Here is a 15,586-nt window from a genome sequence, read left to right as displayed (position 1 = left end):
CTCGTCGTACGGTGCGGCGGGCGGCTCAGGGGTGCCGGGCGTGCACCGGATCGTGGGCGACCTCGTCCGGGCACTTCCCGTGCGCCCCGCGCGTGCAGCGGTCACGCCGCCAGTCGAGCGTCGCCAGCGCCAGCGACGCGAGCATGCCCACGAGGGCCGCGGCCAGCGCGGTGACCACGGCACGGCGGTAGTCGTCGCTCCTGCCCAGCACCAGGTAGAACAGGCCCGGCAGGGCCGCGGTGCCCACGGCCGCGCCGAGGCGCTGCCCCGTCTGCAGGGCGCCGCCCGCCGCCCCGGCCATCCGCACCGGCACGTCCCGCAGGGTCAGGGTGATGTTGGGGGAGACGACCAGACCGCTGCCGACGCCACCGACGAGCAGGAGCGGGGCGGCGATCCAGGGAGCGACGTCCAGGGGAGCGAGGAGCAGCAGCAGCGCCGTGCCGCCCAGGCCGACGACCACGCCGGCGAGTCCGCACACGGTGAGCAGCCGGCCGAACCGGTCCACCAGCCGGCCGGACCCGACCGCCGCGCACGCCGAGCCGAACGCGAAGGGCGTCACGGCCAGCCCCGAGCGCAGCGGCGAGAAGCCCAGTCCGTGCTGGTAGAAGAGGGCGAAGACCAGGAAGACGCCGCTGAAGCCGACGAAGTACAGCGTGCCCACGGCGGCACCCGCGGCGTACCCGCGCACGGTGGTGAACAGCCGGGGATCGAGCAGCGGCTGGGCGCCGCGCGCGACGAGCCGGTGCTGCCACCAGGCGAAGGCGGCGAGGACCGCCGCACCGGCCGGGAACAACCACCACACCCGGCTGATCCCGCCGGAGTCCGCCTGCACCAGCGGGTACATCAGCGCCAGCACACCGAGCCCGAGCAGCGCCACGCCCGGCCAGTCCACCTGCCCGCGGCCCGTGCGGCGGGTGCGTGGCAGCAGTCGGCGGCCGAGCAGCACGGCGAGGATGCCGATGGGCACATTGACGTAGAAGATCCACCGCCAGCCCTGCGCGCCGGACGCCAGGGCCAGGATGGCGCCGCCGGTGATCGGTCCGGCCGCGGCGGAGACACCGACGGTCGCGCCGAAGAAGCCGAAGGCGCGTCCGCGTTCCGCGCCGCGGAACATCTGCTGGATCAGCGCGGAGTTCTGCGGCGCCATGAAGCCGGCCGCCAGGCCCTGGGCCAGACGGGCCACCACGAGCAGCGTGATGTCGGGGGCCGCCCCGCAGGCCGCGCTGAAGACGACGAAGCCGCTCAGGGCCAGCAGGAAGATCCGGCGCCGGTCCAGGGCGTCGCCGAGACGGCCCGCGGTGACGAGGGCGAGGGCGAAGGTGAGGGCGTACCCGGACACCACCCACTGCACCTGCGCCGGGGAGGCGTGCAGGTCGTGCTGGATCGTGGGCAGGGCGACCGCCACGATCGTCACGTCGAGCAGACTCATGAATCCGGCCACCAGAGTGACCCACAGGGCCCGCCAGCGGTGCGGGTCCGGCCGGTACCCGGCGTCCGGGTCCCGGTCGTTCACCGCTGACACCTGCGCTGTCACAAGGGCTCCTTCCACCCGGGACCGGTCCGGAGACGAATCAGGTTCCCCCACCGGAGTACGGGCACACACGGGTGCCCGCAACCCGGGACGACGGCTTCGTGATCATCGGCTGTGGATGGCCGCCGTGGTGAAGAAGCCGGTGGCCGCGGCCGAGATCAGGGCGCAGACGGCGAGCAGGGCGGTACGTCGCATGGACGGGATCCTTCCTTGTGAGGGGCAGGGGGGAGGTGACGGACCTGCTCAACGCCGTTCGCGGTCGTCCCGCATCGCCGCGGCGGCGGCCTCCACTCGAACGGACGCGCCGTGCGAGCCCCCCGTCCTCCGGGCGGCGCAGCGTGATGTGACGTGCTTCCTTGCGCCCGGGGCGTCCGATGCGGTGACCTCTCTTCGCACGTCTGGGCGAAAAACCGTTATCCGGCGCTCCCTCAGGGATCTCCCATGTGACGGACCACGACGTTCGACGTCGACGACAGGGGAGCAGGGCATGAACACAGGGCACACGATGGATCCCGCGGCACTGGTGACCGCCGCCCGGGACGGCGACCAGGCGGCCCAGGACGCGCTGGTCGGCGCGTTCCTGCCGCTGGTCTACAACATCGTGGGCCGGGCGCTGAACGGTTCCGTGGACGTGGACGACGTCGTGCAGGACACCATGCTGCGGGCGCTCGGCTCCCTGGACGACCTGCGCGACCCCGCGAGCTTCCGCTCCTGGCTGGTCGCCGTCGCGATGAACCAGGTGCGCGCCCACTGGCACAGGCAGCAGCCCCCCCAGGCGCCGGTGGAGGACGCGTGGGACGTCGCCGACCCGGGCGCCGACTTCGTCGACCTGACGATCGTGAAGCTGCAGCTGTCCGGCCAGCGGCAGGAGACCGCGCGCGCCACCCGCTGGCTGGAGCCCGAGGACCGGGGCCTGCTGTCGCTGTGGTGGCTGGAGACCGCCGGTGAACTGACCCGGACCGAGGTCGCCACCGCGCTCGAACTGACCCCGCAGCACACGGCGGTGCGGGTGCAGCGGATGAAGGCCCAGCTGGAGGCGGCCCGGGTGGTGGTGCGGGCACTCGACGCGCGGCCGCGCTGCCCGCAGCTGCACGCCGACCTCACCGGCTGGGACGGCCGGCCCTCGGCGCTGTGGCGCAAGCGCGTCGCCCGGCACGCCCGCGGCTGTGCCCGCTGCTCGGGCCTGTGGAGCGGTCTGATGCCGGCGGAGGGCCTGCTGGCGGGCCTGGCGCTCGTCCCGGTCGCCCCGCTGCTCCTGGACCGGATCCGCCTCGCCGGGGACACCGTCGCCCCGGCCGGCGCGACGGTGTCCGTACGGCCGGGCAGGCACGGCGGGACGAGGCCCGGCTCCCGTGGCGCGGCGCGTCGCAGGCGGCGGCTGCGCCGCCGGGCGGTCGGCGGCGCCGTCGTGGCGGCCTGCCTGGCCGGCGGCGGCCTGATCCACCTCACCACCCTTCCCGGCAGCGGGTCGGAACAGGACGCCGCAGCGGCCCGGAGCGTGGAGCCGGCGGTCGTGCCGGAGCTGGCCACGGCCGCCCCCGACGCGCACACTCACCCGTCCGTCTCCGCGAGCCCCAGCTCCACCCCCACCCCGTCCGCGTCGGCTTCCGCCGCCGCTTCCGCTTCGCCGAGCGCGAGCGCCACGGCGGGCCCCAGCACTGCGGCGCCCGCGCGCCGCGCGCCCCGGCCGACCGCGTCGGAGCCGGCCGCGGCACGCGGTGCGGCCGCCCAACCGGCCGGATCCGACCTGGCCTCGCAGGTGATCGCCCTGGTCAACAAGGAACGGCAGGCCGCGGGCTGCGCCCCCGTCACCCAGGACGGCCGGCTGACGAACGCCGCCCAGGCCCACTCCGACGACATGGCCGCCCGGAACTACTTCGAGCACGACTCGCCCGACGGCACCGATCCCGGTCAGCGGATCACGGCCGCCGGATACCGCTGGTCGACGTACGGGGAGAACATAGCCAAGGGGCAGCAGACGCCCGACGCGGTGATGACGTCCTGGATGAACAGCCCCGGGCACCGCGCCAACATACTGAACTGCTCCTTCCGCAACCTTGGCGTCGGAATCCGCGACGGCGACGGCGGCCCGTGGTGGACCCAGGACTTCGGCACCACGCTGTAGGGGGCGTCTTCAGCTCATCAGGGCGTCCTGCGGCCCCATCACCACCACCGGCTCCTTCGCCGCGTCCAGGACGCGCAGCAGCGCCAGCATGTAGGCCTTGTCCATCGCGACGCAGGCGTTGGTCGGGCCGCCGTGGTCCACATGGAGCCACACCCCGCCGCCCTTGTCCTCGCCCAGGGGCCGGGTCTCGTCCAGCGGGCTGCTGCCCGGGACCCGGTTGTAGTCGATGGCGATCACATAGTCGAAGGCGCCGTCCAGCGGCTCCCCCAGATGCCCGGTGCCGGAGGCGGTGAAGGCCTCGTCCTGGTCGTACGGCAGCCGGCTCCCCGGGTCGGGCAGCAGTCCGCCGGCGTTGCTGAGCCGGAAGACACCGATCGGGGTGCGCAGGTCGTTCAGGTCGTGGTCGTCGGTCCAGCCGCGCAGCCCGTTGCGGGCGGGCCAGGGACCGGCAACGGCGTGCCAGCCGAGGCCCGGCGTCTGCTCGTAGAGGACCACCCGGGCCTCGTTCGTGTCGGCGGTCGCGCCGCTGACCACCAGCACCTGCCGCGCGGTCGCCGGGATACGGGCACGCATGGCCGGGCCGACCCCCGGCAGCGGGCGGACGACGGGGCGCGGGGGAGCCGGGTGGGCCGGGGGCCCGCCGGCCGGCGGGGCGGCGTGCGCGGACGTGTGCCCGGCCGGCCGTTCGCATCCGGCGGTGCCAGGCACGGCGACGCACACGGCTGCGACCAGGAAGGCCAGGGCCCTGCTGCGGTTCACTGCGACCTCCGACGGGTGGCGTGGACGAGTGATGCATAACCACCTCGCCCGCCGTCCTGCCCGCCGGGCCCGATTCCTCCCCCGTATGGCACGCCACCGGGGCCCACGAGGCGTCTCGCCCGTCCCGCCGGGCTCGCGACGCCGCCGATCCCTGCTCCGGGCTGATCGACGAGGGCCCCCTACGAGGGCAGCCCGCCGAGCGACCCCTGCTGCCCGCTCAGACGTACGGCAGCGAGGGCGATGTACAACTCGGCGGAGGACTCGGCGTCGGTGGTGCGGCGGCCGGTCAGGTCGGCGATGCGGCCCAGGCGGTACAGGACCGTGTTGCGGTGGCAGTGCAGGCGGTCGGCCGCCGCCGTCGTCGATCCGCCCGCGGTGAACCACGCATGCAGGGTCGCCAGCAGGGTGGCCCGCTCCTGCGGGGGCAGGGCGAGGACGGGGCCGAGCACCGCCCCGGCGACCTCCTGAGCGGTGTCGGGGGAGGCGGCGGCCAGCAGGGAGACGGGCGCGCTGCCGTACAGATGGGTGCCGTGGGTGCCGTACGGCAGGCACTGCACGGCCAGTTGCGCCTGCCGCCAGGCGGCCGGGGCGTTGACGGGGGAGGTGAAGGCACGGCTGACGCCGACCCGGGACAGGGCGATCGCGGTGAGCTGGTCGACGGCCACCGAGAGGGCCTGTCCGTGGGGGAGGGACAGCAGGCCCACCCAGGCCCCTATCTGCTGCAGCCACTCGGAGCCGATCCCGGCGGCCCCCAGGCGGCCGCGGACGCTGGGCAGCGGCTCGACCCGGTCGTGGACCTCCGCGCAGACCACCACGAACGGGCCGGGCCGGTCGAGCTCCAGGACGCGGGCGATCTCCCACGCGCTCGCGTGTGTGCCGGCCCGGCCCTCGAGCAGGGTGGTGAGCATCATGCTCCGGGCGGCGGCGTCGCGCCGCGAGCGCTCCTCGACAGCGGCCCGGTAGGCGTCGGCGGCCGCGCCGGAGTAGTCGTCGATGGCCGCCCACATGTCGGAGGCCAGGTGCAGCAGTTGGACGGTGCTCTCGTCGTCCACGGCGGCGGCGAGCAGCCGGTCCCAGATGAAGCGGCCGGCCAGCCGGTAGGCGTGCAGCAGCGCGGCCAGCGGGATGCCCTGCTCGGCCTTCAGCCGGCCGGCGGCGCGGGGCGCGTCCAGCGTCGTGGGGCGCCCCTGCAGCGCCGTGAACATCGTGGACAGGTTGTCGCGTACGACGCTGCGCAGCTGTGCGCGACCCAGCAGCGTGCTCTCGGCGTAGGCGTGTTCGCCGCCGAGGATCTGGTCGGTGAGGTCCTCCGCGAGCCGGTCGACCTCGGTCAGCAGCCGGCCCACCAGTTCCACGACCCGGTCGCCGGCCCTCAGCTGTGGCGTCACGGGCGCAGTGTAGCCGGGTGCGGTTGTGCGCCGGCACAAACCGGAGCCGCCTTTTCCCGTCGCCCGCCCATGGCCGAAACCGGTGCTGAGCGGTGGAATCACCGGCAGCGTGCCGCATCGTCGCCGCGCGCACGGTGCGTGTGCACAAGACGTGGCGGAGAGAAGGAGAAACGCGTGGGAGGACCGTTGACGGACCCCGAGGAGCGGCCCCCTCGCGCCGGGATCGAACGCCGCAGATTCCTCGGCTATGTGCTGGCCGCCTCGACCCTGACCGTCGCCGCCGAGATCGGCGAGGCGGCGCTCGCACCCGACGAGGCGGCGGCGGTCGTCCCCTCCGTGCCGGGTCCCGCGGAGATCTACGACCTCAACGACATGCTCACCCATGCCGCGTTGCCCACGGCGAACCTGATCACGATCCGCGTCGACGCCGACGGCACGGCCTCCTTCGCGCTGCCCCGCGCGGAGGTCGGACAGGGCATCACGACGTCCAGTGCCATGCTGATCGCCGAGGAGCTGGACCTGCCGCTGGAGCGGATCCGCGTCACGCTCGCCGACGCCCGGCCGGAGTTGCTGTTCAACCAGCTCACCGGCGGCTCCAACACGACCATCTCGACCTTCACGCCGATCCGGGTGGCGGCCGCCGTGGCCCGGGGCCGGCTGCTGCGGGCGGCCGCCCTGGAACTGGGCGAGGCCGTGGACACCCTGACGGCCAAGGCGGGTGTCGTCACCTCGGCGGTGAGCGGGCGCAGCCTCACCTACGGCGACCTGGCACGCAAGGCCGCCGCGGTGACGACGACCCAGGTTCCGGTCACCCTCAAGGAGACCGCCGAGTTCACGGTCATCGGCACCGCCCGGCGGCGCATCGACGCGCTGGAGGCGGTCACCGGGCGCAAGCGGTTCGCCATGGACCTGCATGTCCCAGGCGCCCTGCCGACGATGGTGTGCCGGCCGCCGACGATCAACGGCACCCTCCGCTCGGTGGACAACCTGGCCGAGGTGCGGTCGATGCCCGGCATCACCGACGTCGTCACCGTCTCCACCGGCGTGGCCGTCCGCGGGCGCACCTTCGGGCAGTGCATCGACGCCGTGCGCGCGCTGAAGGTCTCCTGGGGACCGGGACCGGTCGAGGGCCGCAGCGACGACACCGTCCGCGACGCACTGCGCAAGGCGGAACTCCCGCTGCCCGCCTTGGACTTGCTCACCAAGTCGGTCGACGCCCGGTTCACATTCCACTTCGCCGGCAACAGCGCCCTGGAGACCAACTGCGCCATCGCCGACGTACGGCCGGACGGGGCCGAGATCTGGGCCGGTCTGAAGTCCCCGATCGTCGCCCAGGAACAGATCGCCGCGCAGCTCGGGCTGCCCGTGTCCGCGGTGAAGGTCCATGTCACCGAGGGCGGGGGCTCCTTCGGCCGCAAGCTCTTCCACGACGCCGCCGCCGAGGCCGCCGAGATCTCCCGGGCGATGGGCAAGCCGGTCAAGCTGATGTGGCACCGCACCGACGACTTCCGGCACGGCCGCACCCACCCCATGGCCACCTCACGGGTACGTGCCACCTACGCGCTCGGCCAGGTGCTCACCTACGACCAGCGGCACACCTCCGTCGCCACCGACTTCGGCCACGGTGTCGGCGAGATCATCACGGCCGAGGCCGCCCGCCTGCCGGTCGGCGACCTCACCTTCTCGGAGACGATCTTCGCGCTCACCCAGCAGACGCCGTACCACTTCGGGGTCGTCACCCAGCTGCTCAGCGAGACCGAGAAGGGCTTCCACACGGGCTCCATGCGCAACATCTACTCGCCCAACGCGCGCTGCGCGCAGGAGCTGGTGGTGGACGAGCTGGCGAACCGGCTGGGCAAGGACCCCTACCGGTTCCGTCGGGAGTTCCTCAAGGAGGACCGGGCACGGGCGGTGCTGGACAAGGTGGCAGAGGTGGGGAAGTGGGGCCGGAGCATGCCCGCCGGCACGGCGCAGGGCATCGCGCTCCATCCCGAGTACCACGCTCACGTCGCCGTCCTCGCCGAGATCGACTGCCGGCCCGAGACCACCGGCCGCAAGGTCCGCGACGGTTACACAGGACCGCGTGTCACCAAGGTGGTCTGCGCCGTCGACGTCGGGCTGGCCGTCAACCCCAAAGGACTTCAGGCCCAGATGATGGGCGGCATCATGGACGGCATCGCGATCACGCTGAGTTCGGGACTGCACCTCCAGGAAGGGCACTTCCTGGAGGGCAGTTGGGACAACTATTTCTACACCCGGCAGTGGAACACCCCGCCCGAGCTGGAGATCGTGGTCATGCCCCCCACGACCGGCGAGCCGGGCGGCGCCGGCGAGCTGGCCGTGGCGGCCGCGGCGGCCGCGGTGGCCTGCGCCTACGGCCGGGCCACCGGCACCATGCCGACCAGCTTCCCGGTCAACCACGCCGGCCCCCTCGGCTTCGAGCCGCTGCCCACCACCCCGCCGATCCCGGCGTCCCCGACCGACGGCCTCGACCGCGCTTTCTAGGAGAGCCCCGTGCCTGAACACACCTTCATCCTCAACGGCGAGCGGGTGAGCGTCGACATCGAGGACGACGTGCGGCTGCTGTGGGTGCTCCGAGACGTCCTCGGTGTCACCGGCCCGAAGTACGGCTGCGGGCTCGGCGTCTGCCAGGCCTGCACCAGCCACCTCAACGGCAAGGCGTTCAATCCGTGTTCGGTGCCGGTCGAGGCCATCGGCCCGGACGACGAGATCACCACCATCGAGGGCCTGCCCGCCACCGTCGGCCGCGATCTGCACCCGATGCAGGAGGCCTGGCTGGAGTACGACGTCGCACAGTGCGGCTACTGCCAGCCCGGCCAGATCATGACCGCCGTCGCCAAGGTGCGCAAGGCCCGCGAGGAGGGCCGGGAGATCACCGAGGCCGACCTCGACGAGATCCGCAACGTCTGCCGCTGCGGCACCTACCACCGTATCCGCGAGGCGATCGTGGCCGGAGCGAAGAAGTACTGAGCCCGGGCGGGCGCCGGACGTCCCGCCCGGCGCCCGCCCCTGACCCCCGATGCCGGCTACTGCCGTACGCCCGGCCGCAGCCGCGAGGAACGTGTCCAGGGGCCCGTCACTCACCTTGGGCCGGGCGCTGCCCGGCCACGGCCCGCATTCACTGGAGCTGACCGCGGCCTCGCGCGCCCGGCGGGGGCCGTCACCCGGTCGTCCACGCGCGGAGCTTCTCCGGGTTCAGTACCGCCCAGATGTGCCGGATACGGTCGCCGGACACGGCGAAGGCCATCACGGACACCGTGACGCCGTCGCGTCGCGCGACCAGCCCGGGGTGGCCGTTGACCGTGCGTTCCACGAGGGTCAGCTCGGCGGGCGGCCGTCGGGTGAAGAAGCGGGCGACCTGTTCGGCGCCCTCGACCGGGCGGAGCGCGGCCGTGACGAGTCCGCCGCCGTCGCCGGTCGCCGTGGCGTCCGGCGCGAGCAGTCCCACGAGGGCGTCGATGTCCTGGGCCTCCCAGGCCCGCCGGAACGCCCGGACCAGGCCGCTTCGACGGTCCGCCGGGCCCGGGCCGGGCGGTGACGTGCGCAGGCGGCGGCGGGCGGACGTGGCCAGCTGACGGCAGGCCGCCGGGGTACGGCCGACGATCTGTGCGATGTCCCCGAAGGGGTAGCGGAAGACGTCGTGCAGCACGAACGCGACCCGCTCGGCCGGCGTCATCGCCTCGAGCACGACGAGGAAGGCCATGGTGACCGACTCGTCGAGGGTGACCCGGTCGGCCGGGTCGACTGCGTCCGCGCCAGGACGCCACTCCGTGCGGTCGGGCAGCGGCTCCGGGATCCACTCGCCCACATAACGCTCGCGCCGTGCCCGCGCCGAGCCGAGCAGGTCCAGACAGATGCGGCCGGCGACGGTCGTCAGCCAGGCGCCGGGGGAGTCGACGGCCTCCCGCTGCCCGGGAGACAGCGCGCACCAGCGGGCGTAGGTCTCCTGGACGACGTCCTCCGCCTCGGTGAGGGAGCCCAGCAGCCGGTACGCGAGATTGGTCAGCCGGCGCCGCTCGTTCATGATCACACTGAGGCCCGCGTCGGGCCGGCCGTTCTCTCCCGGCGCGGACGGGTGGTTGCTCATGATCTCCCCGGCTCTCTCGGAACTCCGTCTCGTCCCCTACGACGAAGTCGCGCCCCCAAGTGTGAGGCGGAGCGCGCCGCCTCACATCCCGCGGTGCTGTTCCGTCGTAACGAGCGGACCCGACAGGGAGGAAGACCGATCATGCGATCCGTGAACGTCGCGATCATCTACTACAGCTCCACCGGCACCGTGTACACCCTCGCGCAGGCCGCCGCCGAGGGCGCCGAGAAGGCCGGCGCCGAGGTGCGCCTGCGCAAGGTCGCCGAGACGGCACCGCCGGAGGCGGTCGGCGCCAGGCCGGAGTGGGCCCGGCACCATAAGGACACCGCCGACGTGGCCGAGGCCACCCACGACGACCTGGAGTGGGCCGACGCGGTGCTCTTCGGCACCCCGACCCGCTTCGGCAACCCGGCCGGCCAGCTCAGGGCGTTCATCGACACCACCGGACCGCTCTGGTTCCAGGGCAAGCTCGCCGGCAAGGTCTACTCGGCCTTCACCGCCTCCAACACCGCCCACGGCGGACAGGAATCAACCCTGCTCGCCCTGGGCAACACCTTCTACCACTGGGGCGGTGTCATCGTGCCCCCCGGCTACACCGACCCCGTCCAGTTCGCGTCGGGCAACCCGTACGGGACGTCCCACGTGGCCGGCGACGGCCCGCCCGGTGAGGTGGTGTTGCAGGCGGCCCGCCACCAGGCCCGCCGGGTCGCGGAGACCGCCGCCGCGCTCAAGGCGGCCCGCGCCGCGTGAATCCGCTGCCGCCCCTGGCCCGCGCCGGGTGAATCCGCCGCCGCTGTCGGCCCCCGTCGGCTGAACCCGCTGCCGCTCCCGGCCGGGCCTTGGGCCGGGGCCGGGGCCGGGCCTTGGGCCGGGGCGGTCGAGGCGGCGCGTTCGGCGTGATCAGGCGGCGCGATTCGTCGTGCGGGCCTCCTCGACACTGCCGTACACCACCAGTGCGCTCTCCCGGAGGGTGAGCGGTGCCAGCCAGTCCAGCAGCGCCGGCGGGGGGACCAGGACCAGGCGGCCACGGGCCTCGCCGGCACGGCGGCACAGCCGCAGGACCGTGTTGAGGCCCGAGGAGTCGCACACGGTGACGCCGGCCAGGTCCACGATGAGCGACGCGTGCCTCTCCAGCACGCGCGCGGCCTGCCGGTACAGATGGGGGCCGCTGAACTGGTCCAGCGGGCCGGTCACGGTGACCAGCGGCACCTGGCCGGGCTCTTCCGTCACCTGGATGCGCACCTCGGAGTTCACGGTGGCTCCTTCTGTTGTCTCCCACCCCGGTTGCCCATGACGCAACGCGGTCCCGGAGCAGCAACGCTGCCGCGTATATGTTCCCTGCACAGGCCCGACGCAAAGCCCACCGGACGAATCACCGGTGCGCGCCTGTCCGTGAAACGAAGCACGGCGCCCCCTCGGGGCATCGCCGCCCGGCGGCGGGGTAGCGTCGAAGGGTATGCCCGGCTGCGGACGCGCTCGTCCCGCGACCGGGCGGCGCAGGGCCTTCTACATCTTGCCGGGGTGGTGACGCGATGGACTCGCTGGTGTTCGACAGCCAGGACCTGGCCGAGACGGAGGACTTCCTCTGCCGGGCCTACGCCCGCATGACCATCGGCAGCAACACGCCGAAGAACAGCAGGGCGCACATCCGCCGCGACGCCATGCCCTCGGTCAGCGTCGACGAGCTCGACCTCGGCTTCGACATGAGCTACGCCGTGACCCCGCTCGGGAAGATCTGCCTGTGCATGGTCCACGAGGGCACCATCCAGGACCATGTCTTCCAGGGCGTGCGGGACGACTTCGGACCCGGCGACATGGTGCTGTTCGCACCCCCCGACCTGCCCTACGCCGGACGCATCTGCACCGCCCGCTACAACATCACGATGCTGGACAGCGCCCTGCTCGACCAGGTCGCCGCCACCGGGCCGCAGCCGGTCCTGGAGCCGGTCCGGCTGACCGGTCACCGGCCGCACTCGCCGTCCGCCGCCCGTCAGCTGAAGAGCACGATCGTCTATCTGCGCGACCACGTCCTCGCCGACCCGGCCGTCGCCGCCCAGCCGCTGATCGCCTCGACCAGCGGCCAGCTGCTGGCGGCGAGCGTGCTGGCCGCCTTCCCGAACACCGCCCAAACCGATCCGACCGCGCAGGACCGGACCGACGCCCACTCCGCCACCCTGCGGCGGGCCGTCGCCCACATCGAGGACCACGCCCACCAGCCCCTCACCGTCGCCGACATCGCCGCCGCCGCCCATGTCACGGTCCGGGCCCTGCAGTACGCCTTCCGCCGCCACCTCGACACCACCCCGCTCGGCTATCTGCGCCGGGTGCGTCTCGCCCATGTCCACCATGAGTTGCGGGCCGCCGACCCCGCGGAGACGACCGTCGGGGAGATCGCCGCACGCTGGGGCTTCGCGCACCCCGGCCGGTTCGCCGCCCTGTACCGCGAGGCCTACGGCGCGAGCCCGTCCAGCACCCTGCACGGCTGAGCCGGAGCACGCCGACCGGGCCGGCTCACCGACGCGGCGCCGGTCCGGAGGGACACGTACGCCGCTCCAGCGCCGTGCGCAGAGCCCGGCCGATCTCCGGCGGCAGCCAGCCGCAGTGCGGCCACTGCACCAGGTGTTCCGCCACATCCCGCAGTTTGGTGTTGGTGTGCTGGGAGACCTCCTTCAGGACGGTCCAGGCCGACTCCGGCGGCAGTCTGCCCCGGGCGATCACGACCCCGATGGCCTGGTCGACGACGGCGTGCGAGACGACGGCCTGCTTCAGCTGCTGGATCTCCTCCTGGAGGGCGAGGATCGTACGTTCCTGGTCCTCGTGTTCCGGCATGGTGGTGCTGCTCCTGACGCGGCGGTCGACTGGTCACCGTCCTCCTGCCCGGACCGTGCGCACTGCGGAGCACGGGAAACGAAGACCTGCCCCGGCGGCGGTCCAGAAAACGAAATGATCGATTCCTTAACGGGACCGACGGCTCACCCGGTGTCCCCGACGTCCGATGCCCGACGCCCCGGTGCAGGGGGGACAGGAGACCTGCGCCGTCTCACTCCGCGCGGCGGGTGATCGTCACGGCCGCGGCGTCGTCGCCGAGCCGGCCGTGGGCGTACGCCATGAGTTCGTCGCGCAGGCGGCGCAGCAGGTCGTCGGGGCGTTCGGCGGCCCACGCCTCGACACGGTCGGACAGCGGGAAGAAGACGCCCCGCTCGTCGCGGGCCTCCAGGATGCCGTCGGTGTACAGCAGCAGCACGTCACCGGGGCGGAACTCGAACGACTCCACGACGTACGCGTTGTCACCGGACAGTCCGCCGAGGCCGAGCGGCGGCGCGATCCGCTTGACCGGCAGCGGCTCGGCGTGCCCGCCGCTCAGCAGCAGGGGAGAGGGGTGCCCGCACACCACGAGGTGCACGACGGGCTCCCCGTCGGGCAGGTCCAGCACCAGGGCGGTGGCGAACGCCTCCTCGGTGTCGGGTGTGCCCGGCGGGCTCCACTGGTGGGACTCCCAGCGCATGCTGCCGTCGAGGTGCACGGCGAGCCGGGGCAGGGTGGGCCGGCGGTGCGCCGCCGCCCGGAAGGCCCCGAGCAGCAGCGCGGCATGGGTGATCGCCGGCAGGCCCTTGCCGCGCACGTCCGCGACCAGCAACCGGGTGCTGTCCAGGGTGCGGACGGCGGCGTAGAGGTCGCCGCCCATGGTCGCCTCGTCCTGCGCGGCGAGATAGAGGCAGGCCAGGTCCAGGGGGCCGCTGCGCCGGGGCAGCGCGGGGAAGAGCACCTCCTGGACGGCCTGGGCGACCGTGCGGCTCTGGGAGAGCTGGCGCTCGCGTCTCTCCCGGACCAGGCAGAACAGCACGATGAGGCCGGAGACCAGGACCAGGGCCCCGATCTGTGCGGCGAGGTTCTCGGTGCCCAGGGCGCCCCGCGACACTCCGATGAGGATCTGCGCGGCGACGGCCAGCAGACCGATCAGCGCGGTGAGCCGGGGGCCGGCGAACGCGGCGGTGAGCGCGGGCGCAGCCACCAGCAGCGGCCCCAGATGGACGTCCGCCGGAGCCAGGACGTCCACCAGGTACACCGCGACGACCAGCCCGATCGGGATGAGGACCAACGCCCGCCCCGACCGCATCCGCCGCAACTCCTGCAGGGGCACACGCCATGATCTCACCTCCCCAGCCGGGCCACCACATCCAGCCGGGTGCCGCGGCCGGTGCTCCGCCGGGGAGGAGCTGGTCCTCCCCCGCGGGCGGGGCGCTCCGGCCGGGGGCCTGTCCGTGGCCGAGGCCGCCTCGGGTGTCACCGGTGGGCGGCCTCGGTGTTGTCGGTGGGCGTTCCGGCGGGGGTCGGGCCGGCTGCTGCCCCCGCCGGTCCGGCGTTCAGGCGGGGACGAGCCGGTCGTCGAAGCCGCTCGGCTGGGACCCGCCGCCCTGCACGGCGCCGAGGGTCGCCCGGGGGCGCGCCGCCGTCAGCCGCAGCTCGATGATGGCGCGGACGGCCGGCCACTCCTCGTCCAGGATCGAGTAGAACGCGGTGTCGCGCACCACCCCGTCCAGTCCCCGGGAGTGAGCCCGGCGCACGCCCTCGCAGGTGGCGCCGAGGCGTTCGATCGCCGCGCGCGAGCGGAGGTTGCGGGCGTCGGCGCGGAAGCACACCCTGCGCAGCCGCCATGTCTCGAAGGCATGGCTCAGCATGAGCAGCTTGGCCTCGGCGTTGATCCCGGTGCCCTGGGCGCGCGCGGACAGCCAGGTGTTGCCGATCTCGGCGGCGTCCGGGACGGCGGTGACCGGGTCGCCGTAGGGGAGACCGGGCACGGCGGGCCACACCAGGGGGCCCTGCCAGTAGTCGAGTTCCACGAAACGGGTCGATCCGACGACACGTCCGTCGTCGGCGCGCACCACGGCGAACGGCAGCGCCCGGCCCGCCGACTGCTCGGCGAGCGCGCGGTCGACGTAGTGGGCGGCCCCGTCGAGGCCGTGCGGGACGGGAGTGAACGCATAGGAGCTGCGGTCCTCGGCTGCGGCTTGAGCCAGACCCTCGACATGGTGCGTCGCGAGGGGCTCCAGCCGCGTCAGGCGACCGGTGAGAACGACGGCAACGGGCACGGACCTTCGGTCTTTCTGGTGATGGGGGCCCTCCCGGTCACCGGTGACCCGGTGCGAAGGGGAGAGGGACAGGATGCGTCAGAGGTCCCGTTGTGCGAGCAACGAAGACGTGAAGGACAGTAGACGGCCCGATGACGTGAATCCGCAAGGCGCGCGCTGTGTGTCGCTGCAGGTCACGTAGGGGAAGCCGGGCGTATCGGGCAACGCGGGTCCGGTGTCCTCGGCGGCACGTTCCCGCGATCACGGGCCGGCCGCCGAACCCGCCTCCGAAGGAAGCGCTCGCCATGCGTCACCGGCGCCTCGAGCAGGTCCCGCCCGCCGGCGTGCGGACCGGACGCGGTGCGCTCAGGCGGCGCGGGCTCCGTCGCCACCGCCGACGTGCCCGACCACGGCATCGTCGGCGGCACCCCCACCCGACCTGATCTCCGGGCGGCAGCGTGTGACGCCGTACCGGCGCCACACTCGGAGCTCGTCGGCCGGGCTGCGGAACCGGCCGCTCGGGCCGCAGCGTTCACGTGGATCCGGAATGTGTCGGATTCCTTGACCGCCGCCTCCCTCTCCGCGATGCTGAGTTGCGAAATACGA

At 73.4% G+C, this 15,586-nt stretch carries 13 protein-coding genes; 5 read left to right on the top strand and 8 right to left on the bottom strand.

Annotated features, from left to right (window positions below):
- Nucleotides 1-25 precede the first annotated feature (25 nt).
- The gene (locus ACZ67Q_RS15875; protein ID WP_471181798.1) at nt 26-1,534 is read right to left on the bottom strand and encodes an MFS transporter; all 1,509 of its coding nucleotides are present in this window, start codon (nt 1,532-1,534) and stop codon (nt 26-28) included.
- Nucleotides 1,535-2,018: 484 nt separating this feature from the next.
- Between ACZ67Q_RS15875 and ACZ67Q_RS15870 the strand changes: the two genes are divergently transcribed.
- The gene (locus ACZ67Q_RS15870; protein WP_471181795.1) at nt 2,019-3,656 is read left to right on the top strand and encodes a sigma-70 family RNA polymerase sigma factor; all 1,638 of its coding nucleotides are present in this window, start codon (nt 2,019-2,021) and stop codon (nt 3,654-3,656) included.
- Nucleotides 3,657-3,665: 9 nt separating this feature from the next.
- Here the strand turns inward: ACZ67Q_RS15870 and ACZ67Q_RS15865 are convergent, their stop codons facing one another.
- On the bottom strand, nt 3,666-4,415 hold the full coding sequence (locus tag ACZ67Q_RS15865; RefSeq protein WP_471181792.1) for a hypothetical protein: 750 nt from the start codon (nt 4,413-4,415) through the stop codon (nt 3,666-3,668).
- A 179-nt stretch (nt 4,416-4,594) separates the two neighbouring features.
- On the bottom strand, nt 4,595-5,803 hold the full coding sequence (locus ACZ67Q_RS15860) for a PucR family transcriptional regulator (protein ID WP_471181789.1): 1,209 nt from the start codon (nt 5,801-5,803) through the stop codon (nt 4,595-4,597).
- A 174-nt stretch (nt 5,804-5,977) separates the two neighbouring features.
- Here ACZ67Q_RS15860 and ACZ67Q_RS15855 point away from each other — a divergent pair, with 174 nt between their 5' ends.
- Nucleotides 5,978-8,308 (top strand): molybdopterin cofactor-binding domain-containing protein, encoded by a 2,331-nt coding sequence (locus ACZ67Q_RS15855; RefSeq protein ID WP_471181787.1) that lies wholly within the window; start codon nt 5,978-5,980, stop codon nt 8,306-8,308.
- Between the two features lie 9 nt (nt 8,309-8,317).
- A complete protein-coding gene (locus ACZ67Q_RS15850; protein WP_471181784.1) occupies nt 8,318-8,794 on the top strand; it encodes a (2Fe-2S)-binding protein in 477 nt (158 codons plus the stop codon).
- Nucleotides 8,795-8,984: 190 nt separating this feature from the next.
- On the opposite strand, the gene sigJ is transcribed toward ACZ67Q_RS15850, so the two are convergent.
- Nucleotides 8,985-9,911, bottom strand: coding sequence for an RNA polymerase sigma factor SigJ (gene sigJ, locus ACZ67Q_RS15845; protein ID WP_471181782.1), 927 nt, complete (start codon nt 9,909-9,911; stop codon nt 8,985-8,987).
- Nucleotides 9,912-10,052: 141 nt separating this feature from the next.
- Here sigJ and wrbA point away from each other — a divergent pair, with 141 nt between their 5' ends.
- Nucleotides 10,053-10,661, top strand: a complete 609-nt coding sequence (gene wrbA / locus ACZ67Q_RS15840; RefSeq protein ID WP_471181780.1) for an NAD(P)H:quinone oxidoreductase — start codon at nt 10,053-10,055, stop codon at nt 10,659-10,661.
- 150 nt (nt 10,662-10,811) lie between these two features.
- Here wrbA and ACZ67Q_RS15835 read toward each other — a convergent pair whose 3' ends face one another.
- Nucleotides 10,812-11,165, bottom strand: a complete 354-nt coding sequence (locus ACZ67Q_RS15835) for an STAS domain-containing protein (RefSeq protein ID WP_471181777.1) — start codon at nt 11,163-11,165, stop codon at nt 10,812-10,814.
- 278 nt (nt 11,166-11,443) lie between these two features.
- Between ACZ67Q_RS15835 and ACZ67Q_RS15830 the strand changes: the two genes are divergently transcribed.
- On the top strand, nt 11,444-12,397 hold the full coding sequence (locus ACZ67Q_RS15830) for a helix-turn-helix transcriptional regulator (RefSeq protein WP_471181774.1): 954 nt from the start codon (nt 11,444-11,446) through the stop codon (nt 12,395-12,397).
- A 25-nt stretch (nt 12,398-12,422) separates the two neighbouring features.
- Here the strand turns inward: ACZ67Q_RS15830 and ACZ67Q_RS15825 are convergent, their stop codons facing one another.
- From ACZ67Q_RS15825 to ACZ67Q_RS15815, 3 genes are all read right to left on the bottom strand, one after another.
- Nucleotides 12,423-12,740, bottom strand: a complete 318-nt coding sequence (locus ACZ67Q_RS15825; protein ID WP_471181771.1) for an ANTAR domain-containing protein — start codon at nt 12,738-12,740, stop codon at nt 12,423-12,425.
- Between the two features lie 211 nt (nt 12,741-12,951).
- Nucleotides 12,952-14,028, bottom strand: coding sequence for a PP2C family protein-serine/threonine phosphatase (locus ACZ67Q_RS15820; protein WP_471181955.1), 1,077 nt, complete (start codon nt 14,026-14,028; stop codon nt 12,952-12,954).
- 247 nt (nt 14,029-14,275) lie between these two features.
- Complete coding sequence (locus ACZ67Q_RS15815) at nt 14,276-15,001, bottom strand: GNAT family N-acetyltransferase (protein WP_471181768.1); 726 nt, start codon at nt 14,999-15,001, stop codon at nt 14,276-14,278.
- Nucleotides 15,002-15,586 lie beyond the last annotated feature (585 nt).

The organism is Streptomyces sp. NPDC036813 (genome assembly GCF_055609245.1).
The sequence above is the reverse complement of the archived record's forward strand: the minus strand, read 5'-3'. Positions and strand labels throughout refer to the sequence as shown.